Source organism: Luteimonas sp. MC1895, assembly GCF_016457215.1.
Taxonomy (GTDB): Bacteria; Pseudomonadota; Gammaproteobacteria; order Xanthomonadales; family Xanthomonadaceae; genus Luteimonas.
In genome coordinates, this window is record NZ_JAEMDY010000001.1 from 1 (window position 1) to 19,166 (window position 19,166).

At 71.6% G+C, this 19,166-nt stretch carries 14 protein-coding genes and 1 pseudogene; 9 read left to right on the plus strand and 6 right to left on the minus strand.

What is annotated here, in order from left to right; genetic code table 11:
• Window positions 1-151 precede the first annotated feature (151 nt).
• Genes ccmB through JG616_RS00015 form a run of 3 tightly spaced genes read right to left on the minus strand, consistent with a single transcriptional unit; the run spans window position 152 to window position 1,986 of the window.
• On the minus strand, window positions 152-823 hold the full coding sequence (gene ccmB / locus JG616_RS00005) for a heme exporter protein CcmB (RefSeq protein ID WP_199391297.1): 672 nt from the start codon (window positions 821-823) through the stop codon (window positions 152-154).
• The gene (gene ccmA, locus JG616_RS00010; RefSeq protein ID WP_199391298.1) at window positions 820-1,464 is read right to left on the minus strand and encodes a heme ABC exporter ATP-binding protein CcmA; all 645 of its coding nucleotides are present in this window, start codon (window positions 1,462-1,464) and stop codon (window positions 820-822) included. The genes ccmB and ccmA overlap by 4 nt, the downstream gene beginning before the upstream one ends.
• 36 nt (window positions 1,465-1,500) lie before the next feature.
• Entirely contained in the window at window positions 1,501-1,986 is a 486-nt protein-coding gene (locus JG616_RS00015; RefSeq protein WP_199361932.1) for a DUF3293 domain-containing protein, read from the minus strand.
• A 78-nt stretch (window positions 1,987-2,064) separates the two neighbouring features.
• Here JG616_RS00015 and JG616_RS00020 point away from each other — a divergent pair, with 78 nt between their 5' ends.
• Together JG616_RS00020 and JG616_RS00025 are read left to right on the plus strand one after the other, a co-directional pair.
• Window positions 2,065-3,210, plus strand: a complete 1,146-nt coding sequence (locus tag JG616_RS00020; RefSeq protein ID WP_199361933.1) for a pyridoxal phosphate-dependent aminotransferase — start codon at window positions 2,065-2,067, stop codon at window positions 3,208-3,210.
• A 17-nt stretch (window positions 3,211-3,227) separates the two neighbouring features.
• Window positions 3,228-4,025 carry an amidohydrolase gene (locus JG616_RS00025; protein ID WP_199361934.1) on the plus strand — a complete coding sequence of 266 codons (798 nt, stop codon included), beginning with the start codon at window positions 3,228-3,230 and terminating at the stop codon, window positions 4,023-4,025.
• A gap of 2 nt (window positions 4,026-4,027) precedes the next feature.
• Here JG616_RS00025 and JG616_RS00030 read toward each other — a convergent pair whose 3' ends face one another.
• The 3 genes and pseudogenes from JG616_RS00030 to JG616_RS00040 all read right to left on the minus strand — a co-directional run bounded on the left by JG616_RS00030 (window position 4,028) and on the right by JG616_RS00040 (window position 7,293).
• Window positions 4,028-5,626: a pseudouridine synthase gene (locus JG616_RS00030; RefSeq protein ID WP_199361935.1), complete on the minus strand. Its 1,599-nt coding sequence runs from the start codon at window positions 5,624-5,626 to the stop codon at window positions 4,028-4,030.
• Window positions 5,627-5,853: 227 nt separating this feature from the next.
• Window positions 5,854-6,399: pseudogene (gene scpB / locus JG616_RS00035) on the minus strand (SMC-Scp complex subunit ScpB); the annotation flags it as partial.
• 27 nt (window positions 6,400-6,426) lie between these two features.
• On the minus strand, window positions 6,427-7,293 hold the full coding sequence (locus JG616_RS00040) for a ScpA family protein (protein WP_235972831.1): 867 nt from the start codon (window positions 7,291-7,293) through the stop codon (window positions 6,427-6,429).
• A gap of 413 nt (window positions 7,294-7,706) precedes the next feature.
• Between JG616_RS00040 and JG616_RS00045 the strand changes: the two genes are divergently transcribed.
• The 7 genes from JG616_RS00045 (at window position 7,707) to JG616_RS00075 (ending at window position 19,160) form a co-directional block, all read left to right on the plus strand.
• Window positions 7,707-8,006, plus strand: a complete 300-nt coding sequence (locus tag JG616_RS00045; protein ID WP_199391301.1) for a YciI family protein — start codon at window positions 7,707-7,709, stop codon at window positions 8,004-8,006.
• 213 nt (window positions 8,007-8,219) lie between these two features.
• Window positions 8,220-11,189: a TonB-dependent receptor gene (locus tag JG616_RS00050; RefSeq protein ID WP_199391302.1), complete on the plus strand. Its 2,970-nt coding sequence runs from the start codon at window positions 8,220-8,222 to the stop codon at window positions 11,187-11,189.
• A 19-nt stretch (window positions 11,190-11,208) separates the two neighbouring features.
• Complete coding sequence (locus tag JG616_RS00055; RefSeq protein WP_199391915.1) at window positions 11,209-12,915, plus strand: glucoamylase family protein; 1,707 nt, start codon at window positions 11,209-11,211, stop codon at window positions 12,913-12,915.
• A 53-nt stretch (window positions 12,916-12,968) separates the two neighbouring features.
• Window positions 12,969-14,213, plus strand: a complete 1,245-nt coding sequence (locus JG616_RS00060) for a sugar ABC transporter substrate-binding protein (protein ID WP_235972878.1) — start codon at window positions 12,969-12,971, stop codon at window positions 14,211-14,213.
• The gene (locus JG616_RS00065; RefSeq protein WP_199391304.1) at window positions 14,213-15,091 is read left to right on the plus strand and encodes a sugar ABC transporter permease; all 879 of its coding nucleotides are present in this window, start codon (window positions 14,213-14,215) and stop codon (window positions 15,089-15,091) included. Before JG616_RS00060 ends, JG616_RS00065 begins: the two co-directional genes overlap by 1 nt.
• Window positions 15,088-15,924: a carbohydrate ABC transporter permease gene (locus JG616_RS00070; RefSeq protein WP_199391305.1), complete on the plus strand. Its 837-nt coding sequence runs from the start codon at window positions 15,088-15,090 to the stop codon at window positions 15,922-15,924. Before JG616_RS00065 ends, JG616_RS00070 begins: the two co-directional genes overlap by 4 nt.
• 140 nt (window positions 15,925-16,064) lie before the next feature.
• On the plus strand, window positions 16,065-19,160 hold the full coding sequence (locus JG616_RS00075; protein ID WP_343224979.1) for a discoidin domain-containing protein: 3,096 nt from the start codon (window positions 16,065-16,067) through the stop codon (window positions 19,158-19,160).
• Window positions 19,161-19,166: the final 6 nt, after the last annotated feature.

Genomic DNA, 19,166 nt, shown 5'->3' on the forward strand with positions numbered 1-19,166 from the left:
GGGGACCGGCGCCTCAGCCATCCATGGCTGAAGCGCCTACCGCGCACGTCCCTGTGCGCTGTCCCCACCCACCCCGCAGCGCCACGCTCCTCCACAAAGCCGGCCAACTTGGCTGGCGTGCCCACCAGAACCCTGCAGCCGAACATCGACCTCAGGACAGCGCGATCCGGATCGCGGCGGCCGCGGTGAGCGGGGCGAGGACCAGGGCCGCCACGAGGCCCGCGGCGAGGAGGAGCAGGCCGCCGGCCGGGTCGAAGCCCTGGGTGGCGGCGGTGACGCTGCCGGCGCCGAAGACCAGCACCGGGACGTAGAGCGGCAGGGCCAGCAGCGCCACCAGGATGCCCGAGCGGCGCATGCCGACGGTCAGCGCCGCCACCACCGCGCCCAGCAGCGCCAGCAGCGGCGTGCCGAGCATCAGTGACGCGAAGAGCACCGGCCAGTGCCCGCGCGGCAGCGCCATCAGTTCGGCCAGGAGCGGCATCGCCAGGACCAGCGGCAGCGCCGTGGTCGCCCAGTGCGTGGCGACGCGGACCAGGACCAGCCACGCCAATGGCACCGGTGCCAGCAGCCATTGCTCCAGCGAACCGTCCTCGGCATCGCCGCGGAACAGCGTGTCCAGCGCCAGCAGGCCCGAGAGCAGCACGGCCACCCAGAGCGCCCCGGGTGCGACCCGCGCCAGCGTCACGCGATCGCTGCCCAGCGCCAGCGCGAACAGCACCAGCACCAGCAGGGCGAACAGCGCCGGCTGCAGGCTGTCGCCGCGCCTGCGCCACAGCATCTGCAGGTCGCGGACTGCGAGTGCCTTGGCGGCGGACCACATCATGATGGACGCTCCAGCACCAGCAGCCGGGTGCGCACCGGCGGCGCGGCATACGCGCCGTGGGTGGTGACCATGGTGCCGCCGCCCTCGCGCAGGTGGGCCTGGATCATCCGGTTCACCAGCTCGATGCCATCGAGGTCGAGGTTGGCGTAGGGCTCGTCCATCAGCCACAGCGGCGCCGGCGACAGCCACAGCCGGGCCAGCGACAGCCGCTTGCGCTGTCCGGCCGACATCTGCCGCGCCAGCGCGTCCTCATAGCCGGCGAGCCCGACGGTGGCCATCGCGTCTTCCAGCGACATGCCCGCTCGGCTGCCGTGCAGGCCGCAGAGGAATCGCAGGTTCTCCAGCGCGCTCAGGTCGGCCTTCTGCGCCGGCAGATGGCCGAGATAGCCGACCACGCGTGCGCGCAACGCGTCGTCGACCGCACGGCCCTGCAGGCGGATGTCACCCGACTCGGCACGCAGCAGGCCGGCGAGCACCTTGAGCAGCGTGGTCTTGCCGGCACCGTTGTCGCCCTGGACCAGCAAGGCTTCGCCCGCCGCGACCTTGAAGTCGACCGGACCGAACACGGGCGTGTCGTTGCGCGTGAAGCGCAGCGCCTGGGCGGACAGCAGGGGAGGTGTGGGGCTGGCGGGCTCGGGCATCGTGCGACACGGGCCGCGACGGCGACCGGACGGCGGCTATTCTAGCCAGTCGACCTGGGCGTCGTCGGGGAAGCCCGCCGGCTTCGCGGCCTGCATGCGCAGGCGGACCGGCTGGCCACGTTCCCACCACAGCCCGCCGAGCTGGCCGAACTGGCGGCACAGCGCGTCGAGGAGCGCGCTGTCGACGTCGAAGACCACCCAGCCCGGCTCGCGCCAGCTGCGGTTGCGCGCCGACGAGAACGACGGGACGCGCACGATGTCGCGCGCGGCCAGTTCGCTTTCCAGCGCCGCGTCCGCGCGCCGGTTGGCGGCGTCATCGCGCGGCTGCGAGACCGGGTTCCACGCCGACAGCAGGCCGAAGCAGCGCACGTCGGGATGCAGCAGCTCGAGGCCCGGAACCGGCAGCCCGATGCGGATGTCGTGCCAGTCCCCGTCGCGCGCCCAGCGGTACACCGCGTCGAGATAGGCCGTGGCCAGGCGGTGGACGTCGGCCTCGATGGGGGCGGGGGGCAGGGAGGACATGTGGGGATTTAACGCGATGCCGGCACGCTGCGTAAACTCGCGGATGCTCCGGCACGCGGCCGGGATGGAGGAAGACGCATGCCGGGCACCAAGCTCCCGAAGGTGGGGACGACCATTTTCACGGTGATGTCGCAGCTCGCGGCCGCACACGGCGCGGTCAACCTCGGCCAGGGCTTCCCCGACTTCGACGTGCCGCCGCGGCTGGTGGACGCGCTCGAGCGCGCCATGCGCGCCGGCCACAACCAGTACGCGCCGATGACCGGCGTGGCGGCGCTGCGCGAGGCGATCGCCGACAAGACCGCCTCGCTGTACGGCCATCGCCCCGATCCCGAGGCCGAAGTCACCGTGACCAGCGGCGCCACCGAGGCCATCTTCAACGCGATCCACGCCGTGGTCCGCGCCGGCGACGAGGTCGTGGTCCTGGACCCGGCCTATGACTGCTACGAGCCCGCGATCGACCTGGCCGGGGCGCGTGCGGTGCACGTGCCGCTGGATCCGGCGACCTTCGCACCGGACTGGGCGCGGGTGCGCGCGGCGATCGGCGCGAAGACCCGCATGCTGATCGTCAACACGCCGCACAACCCGTCGGGTGCGATGCTCTCGGCCGACGACATGGCCGAGCTCGCGTCGATCGTGCAGGACACCGGCGTCTGGCTGATCTCCGACGAGGTCTACGAACACATCGTGTTCGACGGCGCGCGCCACGAGTCGGCGCTGCGCCATCCGGCGCTGCGCGAGCGCGCCTTCGTGATCTCCAGCTTCGGCAAGACCTACCACTGCACGGGGTGGAAAGTGGGCTACTGCATCGCGCCGCCCGGGCTGTCGCTCGAGTTCCGCAAGGTGCACCAGTACAACGTGTTCTGCACGTTCGCGCCGGCCCAGCATGCCTTCGCCGAGATGCTGCGCGAGGAGCCTGGGCACTACCTGGGCCTGGGCGCGTTCTACCAGGCCAAGCGCGACGCGTTCCGCGAACGGCTCATGGGCACGCGCCTGCGCCCGCTGCCGGTGCCGGGCGGCTATTTCCAGCTGGTGGACTACTCCGCAGTGAGCGACCTACAGGACGCCGAATTCTGTCGCTGGCTGACCGTCGAGCACGGCGTGGCCTCGATCCCGCTGTCGCCGTTCTACGAGTCGCCGCCGCCCGGGCAGCGGCTGGCGCGGCTGTGCTTCGCCAAGGCGCAGCCGACCCTGGACGCCGCCATCGCGCGGTTGGCGAACCTCTGACCGATCAGGACGGGAACATGGACAACCTGCGCATCTCCCTGGTCCAGGGCGACACGCTCTGGCACGACCCCGCCGGCAACCGCGAGTACTACGGCGAGCTGATCGGCCCGCTGCGCGGCATCACCGACCTGGTGCTGCTGCCCGAGACCTTCACCAGCGGCTTCAGCAACGACGCCATCGACCAGGCCGAAGACATGGACGGGCCGACGGTGCGCTGGATGCGCGAGCAGGCCGCCGCGCTGGGCGCCGTGGTCAGCGGCAGCGTGCAGCTTCGCGATGGCGCAGGCGTCTACAACCGCATGCTCTGGGTGCGGCCCGACGGCAGCCTCGCGCACTACGACAAGCGCCACCTGTTCACCTATGCGCGCGAACACGAGCGCTATGCCGCGGGACGCGAACGGCTGGTGGTCGAGCTGCGCGGCTGGCGGATCAACCCGCTGGTCTGCTACGACCTGCGCTTCCCCGTGTTCGCGCGCAACACGCTCGACGCCGACGGCCGTCCGGCCTTCGACCTGCAGCTCTACGTGGCCAACTGGCCGGCGGCGCGCGCCCACGCCTGGAAGATCCTGCTGCGCGCGCGCGCGATCGAGAACCTCTGCTACGTCGCCGGATTGAACCGGGTCGGTCGGGATGGCAACGGCCTGGCCTACGCCGGCGACAGCGCGGTCATCGACTTCCTCGGCGCGCCACTGAGCGAATGCACCGACGAGGAAGTGGTGGTCACCACCACCCTGCTGGCCGACGAGCTCGCCGCCCACCGTGCGCGCTTCCCCGCCCTCGGCGACGGGGATGCGTTCACGCTCGACCGGGGCTGATCTCAGGCGCCGCGGCGTCCGCCGCCGCCACCGCCGCGCGGGCCGCCCGGGCCACGCGGACCGGCGCCCTGCGGACGACCGCCGGGACGGCCGCCCGGTGCACCGCCGGGACGGCCACCCGGCCCACCGGCGCCGGGGCGGCCACCGGGGCGTCCGCCGGGCTTGCCGGCGCCGCCAGGCCTGCCGCCGGGACCGCCGGGGCGCGGGCCACGCGGGCGCTCGTGCCCGCCGGGCGTGGCGTGATCGGAGGGAAACACCGGCGCGTTGCCGGGATGGCCATAGGGATGCGCCGCACGGGCGGGCCTGCCGGCGCCACCGGTGCGGGCACCCGCGCCACCACCACCCGGACCGCCGGGGCGGGGGCCGCCGGGCTTGCGTCCGGCCGGCTTGCGCGCGCCACCCGGACCGGCGTTGCGGTGGCCCGAGGGGCCGGTGTCGACGCCGTCGGGCACGTACCAGCTGCGGAACGCGGCCGGGTTGCCTTCGGGCAGGGCGCGGCGGTCCTGGCGCTGCTTCAGCGGCTTGTGCGACTGGCGCGCCGCGGCTTCACCGGTGACCGTCAGGCCACCCGAGGGCTTGCGCGGACCGCCGCGACGGCCGCGGTCCTCGCGCACGTTGTCGAAGCGGCGCAGCTCGCGGCCTTCGTCGGCGGTGGTGGTGTGGCCGCCGACATAGCCGTGGCTGCGGTGCTGGCCGCCCACCTGGACCGTGGACTTGGCTGCCCGGCGCTGGCCGATCACCGGCAGCAGGGTCAGCGCGGCCGGCGTGCCGTCCTCGAGGCCCAGCTGGGTGCGCAGCGCCTGCACCTTCTCGTCGGCCAGCTCCTGCGACTGGCCGCGCAGCAGCGGCTGCGGCAGTTCCACCTGGCCGTAGCGGATGCGCTTGAGGCGGCTGACCTGGCAACCCTGCGATTCCCACAGCCGGCGCACCTCGCGGTTGCGGCCTTCCTTGACCGTGACCTGGAACCATTCGTGGGAGTCGGTGCCGCCGATGCGCTTGATCTCGTCGAATTTCGCCGGGCCGTCGTCCAGGGCCACGCCGCGCTGCAGCCGGTCGACGATGGCGTCGGGCACGGTCTCCATGCCTTCCGGCGCGCGCACGCGGCAGACGTACTCGCGCTCGACCTCGAACGACGGGTGCATCAGCGCATTGGCGAGTTCGCCGTCGGTGGTCAGCAGCAGCAGGCCGGTGGTGTTGATGTCCAGGCGCCCGATCGCGATCCAGCGCGCGCCCTTGAGCGCGGGCAGGGAATCGAAGATGGTCGGCCGGCCTTCGGGATCCTCGCGCGTGGTGACCTCGCCCTCGGGCTTGTTGTAGAGCAGCACGCGGGCGGGCTCGGTGAGCGCGCTGGCCACGAAGGTCCTGCCGTCGAGCTCGACGCGGTCGCCGCCGCGGATGCTCATGCCCACTTGGGCGGTCTCGCCGTTGACCTTCACCAGGCCGTCGGCGATGCGCTGTTCCAGCGCGCGGCGCGAGCCCAGGCCGGCCTGGGCCAGCACCTTGTGCAGCCGCTCCTCGAGCTTCGGGGCCTCGGTTTCGGTGGTCGCGGCCGGGCCGCGCTTCAGCGACAGCTTGCGCCCGCCGGTCTTGTCTTGCGTCATTCTTCTTCCACTCCAGTGCTGTCGCCGTCGTCGGCGAGGGCATCGTCTTCGTCGGTTGCCGCGATGTGCGGCGGAACGTCCCCGGCGTCCGTGGCGTCCACGGTGCCGGATCCGGTGTCTGTGTCTTCTGTGTCTGTGTCTATGTCGTCGTCGGCGTCGGCGCTGCCGGCATCGATGTCGCCCAGCGGCATCGCGTCGCCGGCGTCCTTCGCCTCGGGCTCGAACTGCAGCTGCGGCTCCAGCTCGCCGAAATCCTTGAGCTCCGACAGCGGCGGCAGTTCGTCCAGGCGCTTGAGCCCGAAATAGTCGAGGAAGCCCTTGGTGGTCCCCAGCAGCTCCGGTCGCCCGGGCATGTCGCGGTGGCCGACCACGCGGATCCACTCGCGCTCTTCCAGCGCCTTGATGATGTTGCTGTTGGTGGCCACGCCGCGCACCTGCTCGATTTCGCCGCGGGTGATCGGCTGGCGGTAGGCGATCAGCGCCAGGGTCTCGAGCGTGGCGCGGGTGTACTTCACCTGGCGCTCGGTCCACAGCCGCGCCACCCAGGCGTGGACCTCGGACTTCACCTGGTAGCGCCAGCCGGAGGCGACTTCCACCAGTTCCACGCCGCGGTCGGCGCATTCGGCCTGCAGCGCTTCGAGCGCCTGCCCGATGCCGCCTTCCGGCGCCGGTTCGTCCAGCGGGAACAGCCCGTTGAGCTGCACCACGGTCAGCGGCTGGCTGCTGGCCAGCAGGGCGGCTTCGACGATGCGTTTGATCAGTTGCGGATCCATGCGTGTCCTGTTGCGGGTGGCGACGCGTCAGCGCCCGGCGTCGTCGCCGGCGGCATCATCGATGTCGTCGTCGAATTCGCTGGCGAACTCGAGCGGGGCGTCGCCGGAGCGGTCCACCGCCAGCGACTTGACGTAGATCGGCGCCAGCGGCGCTTCCTGCACGATGTCCAGCAGGCGTTCCTTGGCCAGCTCGAGGATCGAGAGGAAGGTCACCACCACGCCCAGCTTGCCCTCGCGCGCTTCGAACAGCTGCTCGAAGCGGTGGAAGGCGCCGTCCTCCAGCCGCGCGAGCAGTTCGCCCATGCGCTGGCGCACGCTCAGCGCGTCGCGGCGGATCGCGTGGCCGGTGAACAGCTCGGCGCGCTTGAGCACGTCGTGCAGGGCCATCAGCATCTCGCGCAGGTCGACCGGCGGCGGCTCGCGGTGGATCGTGCGTTCCGGCACGAAGGCGCTGGCGACGCTGGTGTCACGGTCCAGCCGGGGGAGGGTGTCGATGTCCTCGGCGGCCTGCTTGAAGCGCTCGTACTCCTGCAGCCTGCGCACCAGGTCGGCGCGCGGATCGTCCTCGAGGCCTTCGTCGGCCGGCGGACGCGGCAGCAGCATGCGCGACTTGATCTCGGCCAGGATCGCGGCCATCACCAGGTATTCCGCCGCCAGCTCGAAGCGCAGCTCCTGCATCACGTCGATGTAGGAGACGTACTGGCGGGTGATCTCGGCCACCGGGATGTCGAGGATGTCGAGGTTCTGGCGCCGGATCAGGTACAGCAGCAGGTCGAGCGGCCCTTCGAACGCTTCGAGGATCACCTCCAGCGCGTCCGGCGGGATGTACAGGTCCTGCGGCAGCTGCAGCAGCGGCTGCCCGTGCACCGTGGCCAGCGCGATTTCCTGCTGCATCGGCGCCCGCCCGGGCACGTGGGCGTCCGGCGCGGCTGCGGCAGCGGTGTCAGAACCGGCTTGGGTCATCGGTGTGGCGGCCCCCTCCGGGCCACTCGAACTTGAAAGAACGCATGCGCCAGGCCCCGGACGGGACGCGGTGGCGCCTGTGCGGCCGGCGGCCGCGGGCACTGCAGCCAGACCACTCCGGCCGGGCGCGACGGCTTCAGCCGTGGCGGCGCGGTGGCAGTGAGGTCGTGGGTGGGCCGGCTGGGGCAGGACGGGCGGACCGCGCCGCCGCTGCGTTCCGGCACTCGGAACCGGGGTTCAGGGTACTGGCAGCGAATGCGGCTTGTCCAGCCCGTACAGATGCGGGGCTTCATCGCGGGTTGCGGCTAGCATGGCGGCCGTTGCCGGCAGATGGAGCAGGACCGATGTGGTACGCGATCGAGGGGCGCGACGGCGCCGGGGTGCTGGACAGGCGCGCGGCGTCGCGCGGCGCGCACCTCGCGCGCCTGCAGCTGCTGCGCGACGAGGGCCGGCTGCTGGTGGCGGGTCCATGCCCGGCCGTCGATGCCGACGACCCCGGACCGGCCGGATTCTCGGGCAGCATCGTCATCGCCCGCTTCGACTCGCTGGAGGATGCGCGCGCCTGGGCCGATGCCGACCCGTATGTCGCCGCGGGCGTCTATGCCAGCGTCGAGGTCCGTCCGTTCCGCAGGGTGCTGCCCTGAGCAAGGCGGACGGGCGCGTGCACCCGGCGCTCACCAGCATGGGGTTAGATATCGCCGGGCTCGGGGCATGTGCGTCGCGGCTGCGGCTGCAGTCGAGGGAGGGGGCCGGCACAGGGGACGGCAGCCGCTCCATCGTCCAGCAGTGCGTGTCCGCGGAACCCGGCCTGCGCGCCGGCGCCCGCCCCGTCCCCTGACTGGCCCCTGGAGATCGACATGAGCACGCACCCCCAGCGACACCTTCACGTCCAGCGTTCGCTGCTGGCCGCTGCCCTGGCCACCGGCCTGCTGCTGGGCGCGACGCCCGCGCTCGCCCAGTCGACCGCCGCCACCATCCGCGGCCAGGTCATGCTGGATTCGGCTCCGGCCACCGACGCCGAAGTGACCGCGACAAACCTGGCCACCGGACTGCGCCGCAGCGTGCGCGCGAGCAACGGCGCCTACAGCCTGGGCGGGCTGCCTCCGGGCAGCTATCGTATCGACGTCAGCGCCGGCGGCCGGACCGACAGCCGCGAGATCACCGTACGCGTGGGCCAGACCGCCACCCTCGACCTGGGCGTGGGCGGGGTCGAGGAAACCGCCACCGCCGGCGATGCGGAGACCCTCGACGCGGTGACCGTGACCGCCCAGGTGCTGGTGGAGACGCGGACCTCGGAGGTGGCGACCTACATCACGCCCCGGCAGATCCAGGCGCTGCCGCAGGGCACGCGCAACTTCCTCGCCTTCGCCGACACCGTGCCCGGCGTGCAGTTCTCGCAGGGCAGCGACGGCTCGACCCGGCTGCGCTCGGGCGCGCAGGACTCCAGCGCGATCAACGTCTTCATCGACGGCGTGGGGCAGAAGAACTACGTGCTGCCCGGCGGCGTCAGCGGCCAGGACTCGACCCGCGGCAATCCGTTCCCGCAGGCCGCGATCGGCGAGTACAAGGTGATCACCTCCAACTACAAGGCCGAATACGACCAGCTCGGCAGCGCGGCGATCACCGCGGTCACGCGCTCGGGCAGCAACGAATTCGGCGGCAGCTTCTTCTGGGACCGCACCTCCACCGACTGGCGCAAGGCGACCGAGAGCGAGGCCGCGGAGGGCCGCAAGGCGGAATTCCGCGAGGAGCAGTACGGCGCGTCCTTCGAAGGCCCGATCATCCGCGACCGGCTGCAGTTCTTCATCGCCTACGAGGCCAAGGAGTACATCTCGCCGCGCGCGGTGACGCCGGGGCAGGGCTTCGCCAGCACGCCGGAACTGCTGCCGCCGGCGCTGCAGCCGCTCATCGGCAGCTTCAGCGCGCCGTTCAAGCAGGACATGTACTTCGGCAAGCTCAGCTGGCTGCCCGGCGACGCGCACCTGGTGGAGCTGACGGCCAAGGTCCGCGAGGAAAGCGAGCTCGGCAACTTCGACGGCACGCGCGCCCGCATGTACGGCAGCGAGAAGGACAACGACGACCGCCGCATCGACCTGCGCTACCAGTACAGCGGCGAGCGCTTCCTCAACGACTTCCACGTCGGCTACGAGGATGCGAGCTGGCGCCCGCGCGCGTTCACGCTGGAACCCGGCTACGTGCTGACCACAGACAACTCGAACGACGTGATCCTGCAGGCCGGTGGCGGGCCGGATTTCCAGGACAAGGGGCAGAAGGGCTGGTCGGTGCAGAACGACCTGACCCTCAACAGCTTCGAGTGGAGCGGCAGCCACACCATCAAGATGGGCGTGAAGTTCAAGGACATCGACATCACGTCGCTGGAGCAGAACCCCTACAACGCCCAGTATTACTACGACATCGGCCAGGACACCTCGATCCCGTACCAGGTCCGCTTCGGCGCGCCGCTGGGCGAGGCGACGGGCGGACTGACCACGTCCGGCAAGCAGTACGGCATCTATGTGCAGGACGACTGGGAGGTCAACGAGCACCTGACGCTCAACCTCGGCCTGCGCTGGGACTACGAGACCAATCCCGCCTATACCGATTACGTGACCCCGGCCGACTACGTGGCCGCCCTGCGTGGCTGGGACAACATCAACGCGCCGGGCTCTGGCATCCGCATCGACGACTACATCAGCACCGGGTCGGAGCGCGACGATTTCAAGGACGCGTGGCAGCCGCGGCTTGGCTTCTCCTACGACCTGCTCGGCGACCAGCGGCACGTGATTTTCGGCGGCGCGGGCCGGTCCTACGACCGCAACCTCTTCAGCCAGCTGGCGCTGGAGACCACCAAGTACAGCTTCCCGCCCTACACCTACCAGTTCGATACCGTGGGGCATGACTGCGACCCGTCCAGCCCGACCTGCCTGGCCTGGGACGAGACCTGGTTCGATCCTGCGGCCCTGCAGGCCCTGGTGGCCGCCAATCCGAACCTGGGCTCCGAGCGCTACCTGCTCGACAACGACCTGAAGACCCCGTACTCCGACCAGTTCAGCCTGGGCATGCGCAACCTGTACGGCGCGTGGGTCACCGAGGTGACGCTGTCGCACGTCACCAGCCATGACGGCCTGGTGTTCCACCTCGGCAACCGCAGGCCGGACGGCGAGTTCTTCGCGCCGGGGACGACCTGGGGTCCGCCGTGGGACGACGCCGCGTTCGGCGTGCCGGGCTACGGGCGCCTGATCATCGGCACCAACGGGCTCGAAACGCGCGCCAACAGCCTGGCGCTGAAGGTCGACAAGCCCTATACGCCCGCCTCGCGCTGGGGCATGACGCTGGCCTATACCTTCACCGACGCCGAGCAGAACGCGAACACCACGTCCGGCGGCGCGTTCGACTATCCCGACCTGGCCGGCTTCGGCTGGCTGGCCTCGACCGGCGTGCCGAAGCATCGCCTGGTCGCGACCGGCATCTACGAGGCGCCGTTCGGTCTCACGCTGTCGGGCAAGCTGAGCCTCGCCAGCCCCAGCCCGCGCCAGGGCACCAACTGCCTGGCCGGCTGGGACGACTGCATCATCGACTACTACACCCCGGACGGCACGCTGGGCTTCAAGCAGTTCGACCTGGCCGCCCAGCGCACCTGGCAGGCCGGGGAGCGGCTCAGCTTCTATGTCCGCGGCGACGTGCTGAACGTGTTCGACTGGGTGAACTACGATGGTCGCGATGACTGGTTCGGCGCGCCCGGCGAGCCGAATCCCAATCTCGGCCGCCCGACCAGCCAGCTGCTGCCGACGCGGACCTTCAAGCTCTCGATGGGGTTCAACTGGTGACCAGGTTGCGGCAGGAATGATGCGGACGCGGACACGTCCAAGCCCGTTCGTCCTGCCGCTGCTCGCCTGCGTGCTGCTGCTCGCCGCCTGCGGGCGTGGAGACCAGGCGCAGGAGGTCGAGCCGCCGCGGCCGGGGCCGATCGAGGAGGTGGTGGTGACGGCGCCGCCGCCGGACGCGGCGCCGCCGGGGCCGATGCCGCTCCCACCGCTGTTCCGCGATATCGAGAAGCGCACCTTCCAGTTCTTCTGGGACACCACCGACGAGCGCAACGGCATGACGCCCGACCGCTTCCCGTCACGCCCGTTCGCGAGCGTGGCGGCGATCGGCTTCGCGCTGACGGCCTATCCGATCGGGATCGAGAACGGCTGGATCAGCCGTCGGCAGGCGGTCGACCGCACGCTGCTGACCCTGGAATTCCTGCTCGAGTCGCCGCAGGGGCCGGCGGCCACCGGCACCATCGGCCACCGCGGCTTTTTCTACCATTTCCTCGACATGCGCACCGGCCACCGCTACGAGCCCTGGGTGGAGCTTTCGAGCGTCGACACAGGGCTGATGATGCTGGGCGTGCTGTTCGCGCAGGCCTATTACGACAGCGACGAGCCGCGCGAACAGCGCATCCGCGAGCTGGCCGATGCGCTCTACCGGCGCATCGAGTGGCCCTGGCTGCAGGTCCGGCCGCCACTGGTGTCGATGGGCTGGTACCCGGAAAGCGGCTTCATCGAGCACGACTGGACCGGCTACGACGAGGCGATGCTGGTCTACATCCTCGCGCTCGGATCGCCGACGCACCCGGTCGAGCCGGAGGCCTGGACCACGTGGACGAAGACCTATGACGACAGCTGGGGCATCTACCAGGGCCAGGAATACCTGAGCTTCGCGCCGCACTTCGGCCACCAGTACAGCCACGCCTGGATCGATTTCCGCGGCATCCGCGACGCCTACATGCGCGACCGGGGGATCGACTACTTCGAGAACTCGCGTCGCGCCACCTACGCCCAGCGCTCGTACGCGATCGAGAACCCGATGGGCTGGAAGGGCTACGGGCCGGACATCTGGGGCCTGACCGCCAGCGATGGGCCGCAGCGCACCGACCAGGACTACAACGGGCAGATGCGCGAGTTCCGCCATTACAGCGCCCGCGGCGCGGGGATCGCGGTGGCCTTCGACGACGGCACGATCGCCCCGACCGCCGCGATCGCGTCGCTGCCGTACGCGCCCGAGCTGGTGGTGCCGGCGACCGAAGCGCTGGTCGAGCACCATGGCGAGTACCTGTACTCGAGCTACGGCTTCCTCGATTCCTTCAATCCGAGTTTCGAGTACGACATTCCGCTCAAGACCGGGCGCATCGTGCCCGGCAAGGGCTGGGTCGCCAGCGACTACATCGGCATCGACCAGGGGCCGATCCTGATCGGCATCGCCAACTACCGCAGCGGCTTCGTCTGGGAGGTCATGAAGCGCAGCCCGTACATCCGCAGGGGGCTGGAGCGCGCGGGCTTCACCGGCGGCTGGCTGGCCGAGCTGCAGGCGGGTGACGCGGCCGGGGAGCAGGGCACCGGCGAGGGCGGGGACGATCCGCCCGGTGAGGGCCAGGGCCCGGCTCCCGATGCCGCTGGGGGCGACGGCGCCGACGCACGCGCGCCGGCCGGTGTCACCCGCGAGCCACGGGCGGTGGCCCGACGCCCCGACGGCGCGGCGTCGGCCCGCCTGCCGCGACGCGCGGCCTGACCCGGATGGTCCGGCTCCGCCCGGCGCGAATCCCGGCGGCCGCCGTGGCCCTGCTGTTGGTGGTGGTGGCCTCCCTCGCCGGCTGTGCGAGGCGCGGCGACGACACCACCACCATCCGCTTCTGGGCGATGGGCCGCGAAGCCGAGGTGGTCGCCGAGCTCCTGCCGGATTTCGAGCGCGAGCATCCCGGCCTGCGCGTCGAGGTCCAGGCCATCCCGTGGACGGCGGCGCACGAGAAGCTGCTGACCGCCTATGCCGCCGACGCGATGCCCGACCTGCTGCAGCTGGGCAATACCTGGATTCCCGAGTTCGCGGCGCTGGACGCGCTGGAGCCGCTGCGGCCGCGCGTCGACGCCTCGGTCGTGGTCGATGCCGGCGACTACTTCCCCGGCATCCTCGACACCAACATCGTCGATGGCCAGCTGCTGGGCGTGCCCTGGTATGTGGACACCCGGCTGCTGTTCTACCGCAGGGACATCCTGCGCGACGCCGGGATCGCGACGGCGCCGCGCACCTGGGAGGAGTGGGCGGCGGCGATGGCCGCGGTGCAGCGCGCGGCCGGTCCAGGCCGGCACGCGATCCTGCTGCCGCTCAACGAGTTCGAGCCGCAGCTGTCGCTGGCCCTGCAGCAGGACGATCCGCTGCTGCGCGATGGCGACACCCGCGGCAATTTCGACAGCCCCGGGTTCCGCCGCGCGCTGGCGTTCTATGCGCGGATCTTCGAGGAGGGCTGGGCGCCGGCGCTGTCGGAAACCCAGGTGTCCAACGTCTGGGACGAGTTCTTCCGCGGCTCGTATGCCTTCTACCTGTCGGGGCCGTGGAACATCCGCGAGTTCCGCCGCCGCGCGCCGCCGGCGCTGGCCGATGCCTGGGGCACGATGCCGCTGCCCGGCCCCGAGGGCCCGGGCGCCGGCATCGCCGGTGGCACCAGCCTGGTGCTGCCGCGCGGCGGCGCCCACGCCGATGCCGCCTGGCGGCTGGTGGAATACCTGTCGCGCCCGGCGGTGCAGCGCCGCTTCCACGCGCTGAGCGGCAACCTCCCGCCGCGCCGCAGCGCCTGGCAGCACCCCGACCTCGCGGCCGACCCGCTGGCCGCCGCCTTCCGCGACCAGCTGGAGCGCGTGCGGCCCACGCCCAAGGTGCTGGAGTGGGAACGCATCGCGCAGGAGCTGCGGCTGGTGACCGAGCGCGTGGTGCGCGGTGGGCTGGCGCAGGACCAGGCCGTGCGCGAGCTCGATGCCGCCGTCGACGCCATCCTCGCCAAGCGGCGCTGGATCGTGGACCAGGAGGCGCGGTGATGCGCGGCGGAGTCGCCGGCTGGATGTTCGTGGCCCCCGCACTGATCGTGATCGGGCTGTTCTTCGCCCTGCCGGTCGCCTCGGCGCTGCTGCTCAGCCTGACCGACTTCGACCTCTACGCGTTGGCCGATCCCGCGCACCTGCGCTTCGTCGCGCTTGACAACTACCTGGAGCTGCTGCGCACGCCGATCTTCTGGAAGGCGCTGTGGAACACCAGCTACTTCGTCCTTGTCGGCGTGCCGCTGTCGATCGGCCTGTCGCTGGCGGCGGCGCTGCTGCTGGACTCGCAGCTGGCGCGCGCCAGGGCCGTGTTCCGCACCGCACTCTTCGCGCCGGTGGTCACCACCCTGGTGGCGGTGGCGGTGATCTGGCGCTACCTGTTCCACACCAGCTACGGCCTGGTGAACTGGGCGCTGGGCCACGTCGGGATCCCGCCGGTCGACTGGCTGGGCGATCCGCTCTGGGCGATGCCCACGATCATCGGCTTCGCGGTGTGGAAGAACTTCGGCTACAACATGGTGATCCTGCTGGCCGGCCTGCAGGCGATCCCGCGCGAGCTCTACGAGGCCGCGCGCATCGACGGCGCCTCGACCTGGCGGCAGATCCTGCACATCACCCTGCCGGCGCTGGGACCGGTGCTGCTGGTGGTGTCGGTGATCACGGTGTCGGGCTATTTCCAGCTCTTCGCCGAGCCCTACGTGATGACCCGCGGCGATCCGCTGCAGTCCACGGTCAGCGTGCTCTACCTGATGTTCGAGGAGGGCTTCCGCTGGTGGAACCTCGGTCGGGCGTCGGCGGTGGCGTTCATGCTGTTCCTGGTGATCCTGGGCGCGACCACGCTGCTGCTGCGCGCCGGGCGCCGGCGGGACCTGGTATGAGCCGGCCGGTCGGCGGTTCGCGGCTGCAGGCGCTGCTGGTCAACGGCGCGCTGGCGGTGTTCGCGCTGCTGGCGCTGGCGCCGCTGGCGTGGATGGTCTCGGTGTCGTTCATGCCGACGGGCGAGGCCTCGGGCTTCCCGCCGCCGCTTCTGCCCAGCGCGGTCACCCTCGACAACTACCGCGAGCTGTTCGCGCGCACCGGCATCGGTCGCGCCTTCGCCAACAGCCTGCTGGTGTCGCTGGGCATCACGCTCGGCTCGCTGGTGGTCAACACCGCGGCCGGCTATGCCTTCGCCAAGCTGCGCTTCCGCGGGCGCGACCGGCTGTTCCAGGTCCTGCTCGCGGCCCTGGTGGTGCCGGCGCAGGTGGCGATGCTGCCGCTGTTCCTGCTGATGAAGGAGCTCGGCCTGGTCAACACGCTTGGCGGCGTGGTGGTGCCGGCGCTGGCCGGCGTGTTCGGCATCTTCCTCGTGCGGCAGTACGCGCGCTCGATCCCCGACGCGCTGCTCGAGGCCGCGCGCATCGACGGCGCCGGCGAGCTGCGGATTTTCGTCCAGGTGGTGCTGCCGATGCTCAAGCCGGTGCTGGTGACCCTGGCGATCTTCAGCTTCATGGCCGCGTGGAACGACTTCATGTGGCCGCTGATCGTGCTCGCCGACCAGGACCGGTACACGCTGCCGGTGGCCCTGGCGGCGCTGTCGCGCGAGCACATCATGGACGTCGAGATGATGATGGCCGGCGCGGTGGTGACCGTGCTGCCGGTGCTGCTGCTGTTCCTGGCGCTGCAGCGCTGGTACATGCAGGGACTGCTGCTGGGCAGCGTCAAGGGCTGAGGAGGCGCGGACGGATGGTGGAGGACACGGGTTTGCAGGGTGCGCGGTGCCGGGTGCAGCGGGTCGCGGGCAGGCGTGGCCGAAGGGGCAGGGCGGCGACGGCCGTGCTGGCCGCGCTGGCGGGATGGCTGGCGGTCGTCGTGCCCGCCGTCGCGCAGGAGGTCCTGTCCACGCAGGTGCTCGACGGCTTCGAAGACCCGCCGGCCTGGAGCGTGGTCGCCTCCGACCAGGTCCGCGCCTCGATCCGCGCGGTCGAAGGCGCGGAGGGACGCGCCCTGTGCCTGGACTACGATTTCAACGGCGTCTCCGGCCACGCGGGCATCCGGCGCGCGCTGCCCCTGGAGTTCCCCGGCAACTACCGCTTCGACCTCCAGCTGCGTGGCGATGCGCCGGCCAACGACCTGCAGTTCAAGCTGGTCGATGCCAGCGGCGACAACGTCTGGTGGGCCAACCGCACGTCGGTCGAGCCGCCGTCGCGCTGGACGCCGCAGCGCTACAAGGCGCGGCACATCGTCAAGGCCTGGGGGCCGGATCCGGACCCGGTGCTGCGCGCCAGCGCCGCGATGGAACTCGTGGTCTACAACCGCGTCGGCGGGCGGGGCTCGGTCTGCTTCGATCAACTGGCCTTCAGCACCCTTGCACCTTCGGACGACGGCCCGCTCGCCGCCACGGCAATGGCTACGGCAGGCGGGGCCGCGGCGGCGGTCGACGCGGACAGGGCCAGCGCCTGGCGCGCGCCGGTGGTCAGGGGCGGCCAGCGGCTCGTGCTCGACCTGGGCAGCGTCCGTGAATTCGGCGGCCTGGTGCTGGACTGGCTGCCGGGCCGGCAGGCCTCGCGCTATCGGGTACAGCTGTCGGAGGACGGAGTCGCCTGGCGCGACCCGCGCACCGTCGAGGGTGGCGATGGCGGGCGCGACTGGATCGCCCTGCCGGAGGCCGAGGCGCGCTGGATCGCGCTCGACCTGCTGGAGGGACCCGGCGCGGAGTTCGCGCTCGCCGAAGCCGCGGTGAAGCCGCTCGCGTTCAGCGCGCATCCCAACGACTTCGTGCGCGCGGTGGCGGCCGACCTGCCGCGTGGCCGCTACCCGCGCGGCTTCAGCGGCGAGCAGCCGTACTGGACCATCCTGGGGCTGGACGGCGGTCTGCAGCAGGGTTTGCTGGGCGAGGATGGCGCGGTGGAAGTGGCGCGCGGCGGCTTCAGCGTCGAGCCCTTCGTCATCGCCGGCGGCCGGCTGGTGAGCTGGGCCGACGTGACGCCGCGCCAGTCGCTGCAGGACGGCTACCTGCCGATTCCCAGCGTGGACTGGCGCCACGACGATTTCTCGCTGCGCATCACCGCGTTCGCCGCCGGCACGCCGGAGCGGTCGCAGCTGGTGCTGCGCTACCGGCTGGCCAATACCAGCGGGCGCGCCCAGGACCTCCAGCTCGCGCTGGCGGCGCGGCCGCTGCAGGTCAATCCGCCGGCCCAGTTCCTCAACACCATCGGCGGGGTCAGCCGGATCGCCGCGATCGGGGTCGATGGCGGCATGGTCACGGTGGCGGGCGTTCCGCGCGTGTTCGCCAAGCAGGTGCCCGACGCCTCGTTCGCATCGGCCTTCGACGCCGGCGACGTCGTCCAGCACCTGGCGGGCGGCAGGCTTCCGGGCACGGTGCGCGTGGCGAACGATCCGACCGGCCTGGCTTCGGCGGCGCTGGTCTGGCGCATGCGCCTGGCACCGGGCGCGGTGCAGAGCGTCGAGGTCATGGTGCCGATGACCGGAAGCAGCGCGCCGGCGCGGCGCTGGTGGGACGCGGACACGCTGCAGCAGGAGGTCGCGGCGCACTGGCGCGGCACGCTCGACCAGGTGCGCCTGGACGTGCCGCCGCAAGGCCAGGCGCTGGCCGACACGCTGCGCACCGCGCTCGCCCACATGCTGGTCTCGCGCGTCGGGCCGCGGCTGCAGCCGGGCACGCGGTCATACTCGCGCAGCTGGATCCGCGACGGCGCGATGATTTCCGAAGGCCTGCTGCGCATGGGCCGGGCCGACGCGGTGCGCGACTACCTCGCGTGGTACGCGCCCTTCCAGTTCGACGACGGCAAGGTGCCGTGCTGCGTCGACGACCGCGGCAGCGACCCGGTTCCCGAGAACGACAGCCACGGCGAGCTGATCTTCAACATCGCCGAGTACTGGCGCCACACCGGCGACGACGCCTTCCTCGAGCGCATGTGGCCGCACGTGCTCGCGGCCTGGGAGTACATGGAAGCGCTGGCGCAGAGCGAACGCACTGCCGCCAACCGCGCGCAGGACCCGGCCTTCTACGGAATGATGCCAGCCTCGATCAGCCACGAAGGCTATTCGGCCAAGCCGATGCATGCGTACTGGGACAACTTCTGGGCGCTGCGCGGATACAAGGACGCGGTGCAGCTGGCCGCGGCGCTGGGCAGGGCGGACGATGCGGCGCGCATGGCGGTCGCGCGCGACCGGTTCCGCGCCGACCTGCTGGCCTCGCTCGATGCCGCCGCGAGCCGCCACGGCATCGACTACCTGCCGGGCGCCGCGGAGCTGGGCGACTTCGACGCCACCTCGACCACCATCGCGCTCGCGCCCGGCGGCGAGCTGGCCAACCTGCCACCCGACCGCCTGCGCAACACCTTCGAGCGCTACTGGCGCGAGTTCGCCGAGCGCCGCGACGGGACGCGCGCGTGGGATGCGTACACGCCCTACGAGTGGCGCAACGTCGGGGCCTTCGTCCGCCTGGGCTGGCGCGACCGCGCCTGGGACGCGGCCCAATGGTTCCTCGACGACCGCGCGCCGCCGGCCTGGAACCAGTGGGCCGAGGTGGTCACGCCGACGCCGCGCACCCCGTTCTTCCTCGGTGACCTGCCGCACGCCTGGGTCGCGTCCGACTTCGTGCGGTCCGCCCTGGACATGTTCGCCTACGTCCGCGAGTCCGACGACAGCGTGGTGCTGGCAGCCGGCGTACCCACGTCGTGGCTGGACGGCAGCGGCGTCGCGCTGGCCGGCATGCGCACGCCGCAGGGGACGCTCGGCTATCGCCTGCGGCGCGAAGGTGCGCAGCTGGTGCTCGAGATCGCGCCGGACGCCGGCCTGCCGCCGGGCGGGCTGGTGCTGCCCTGGCCCTGGGCGGGCGAGCCCGGGGCCGCGACCCTCAACGGTGTGCCGCTGACCTGGGAGGGCCGCGAACTTCGCATCCCGCATGCCGGCGCACGCGTGGTCGTCGACCTGCAGCCCTGACGGCGG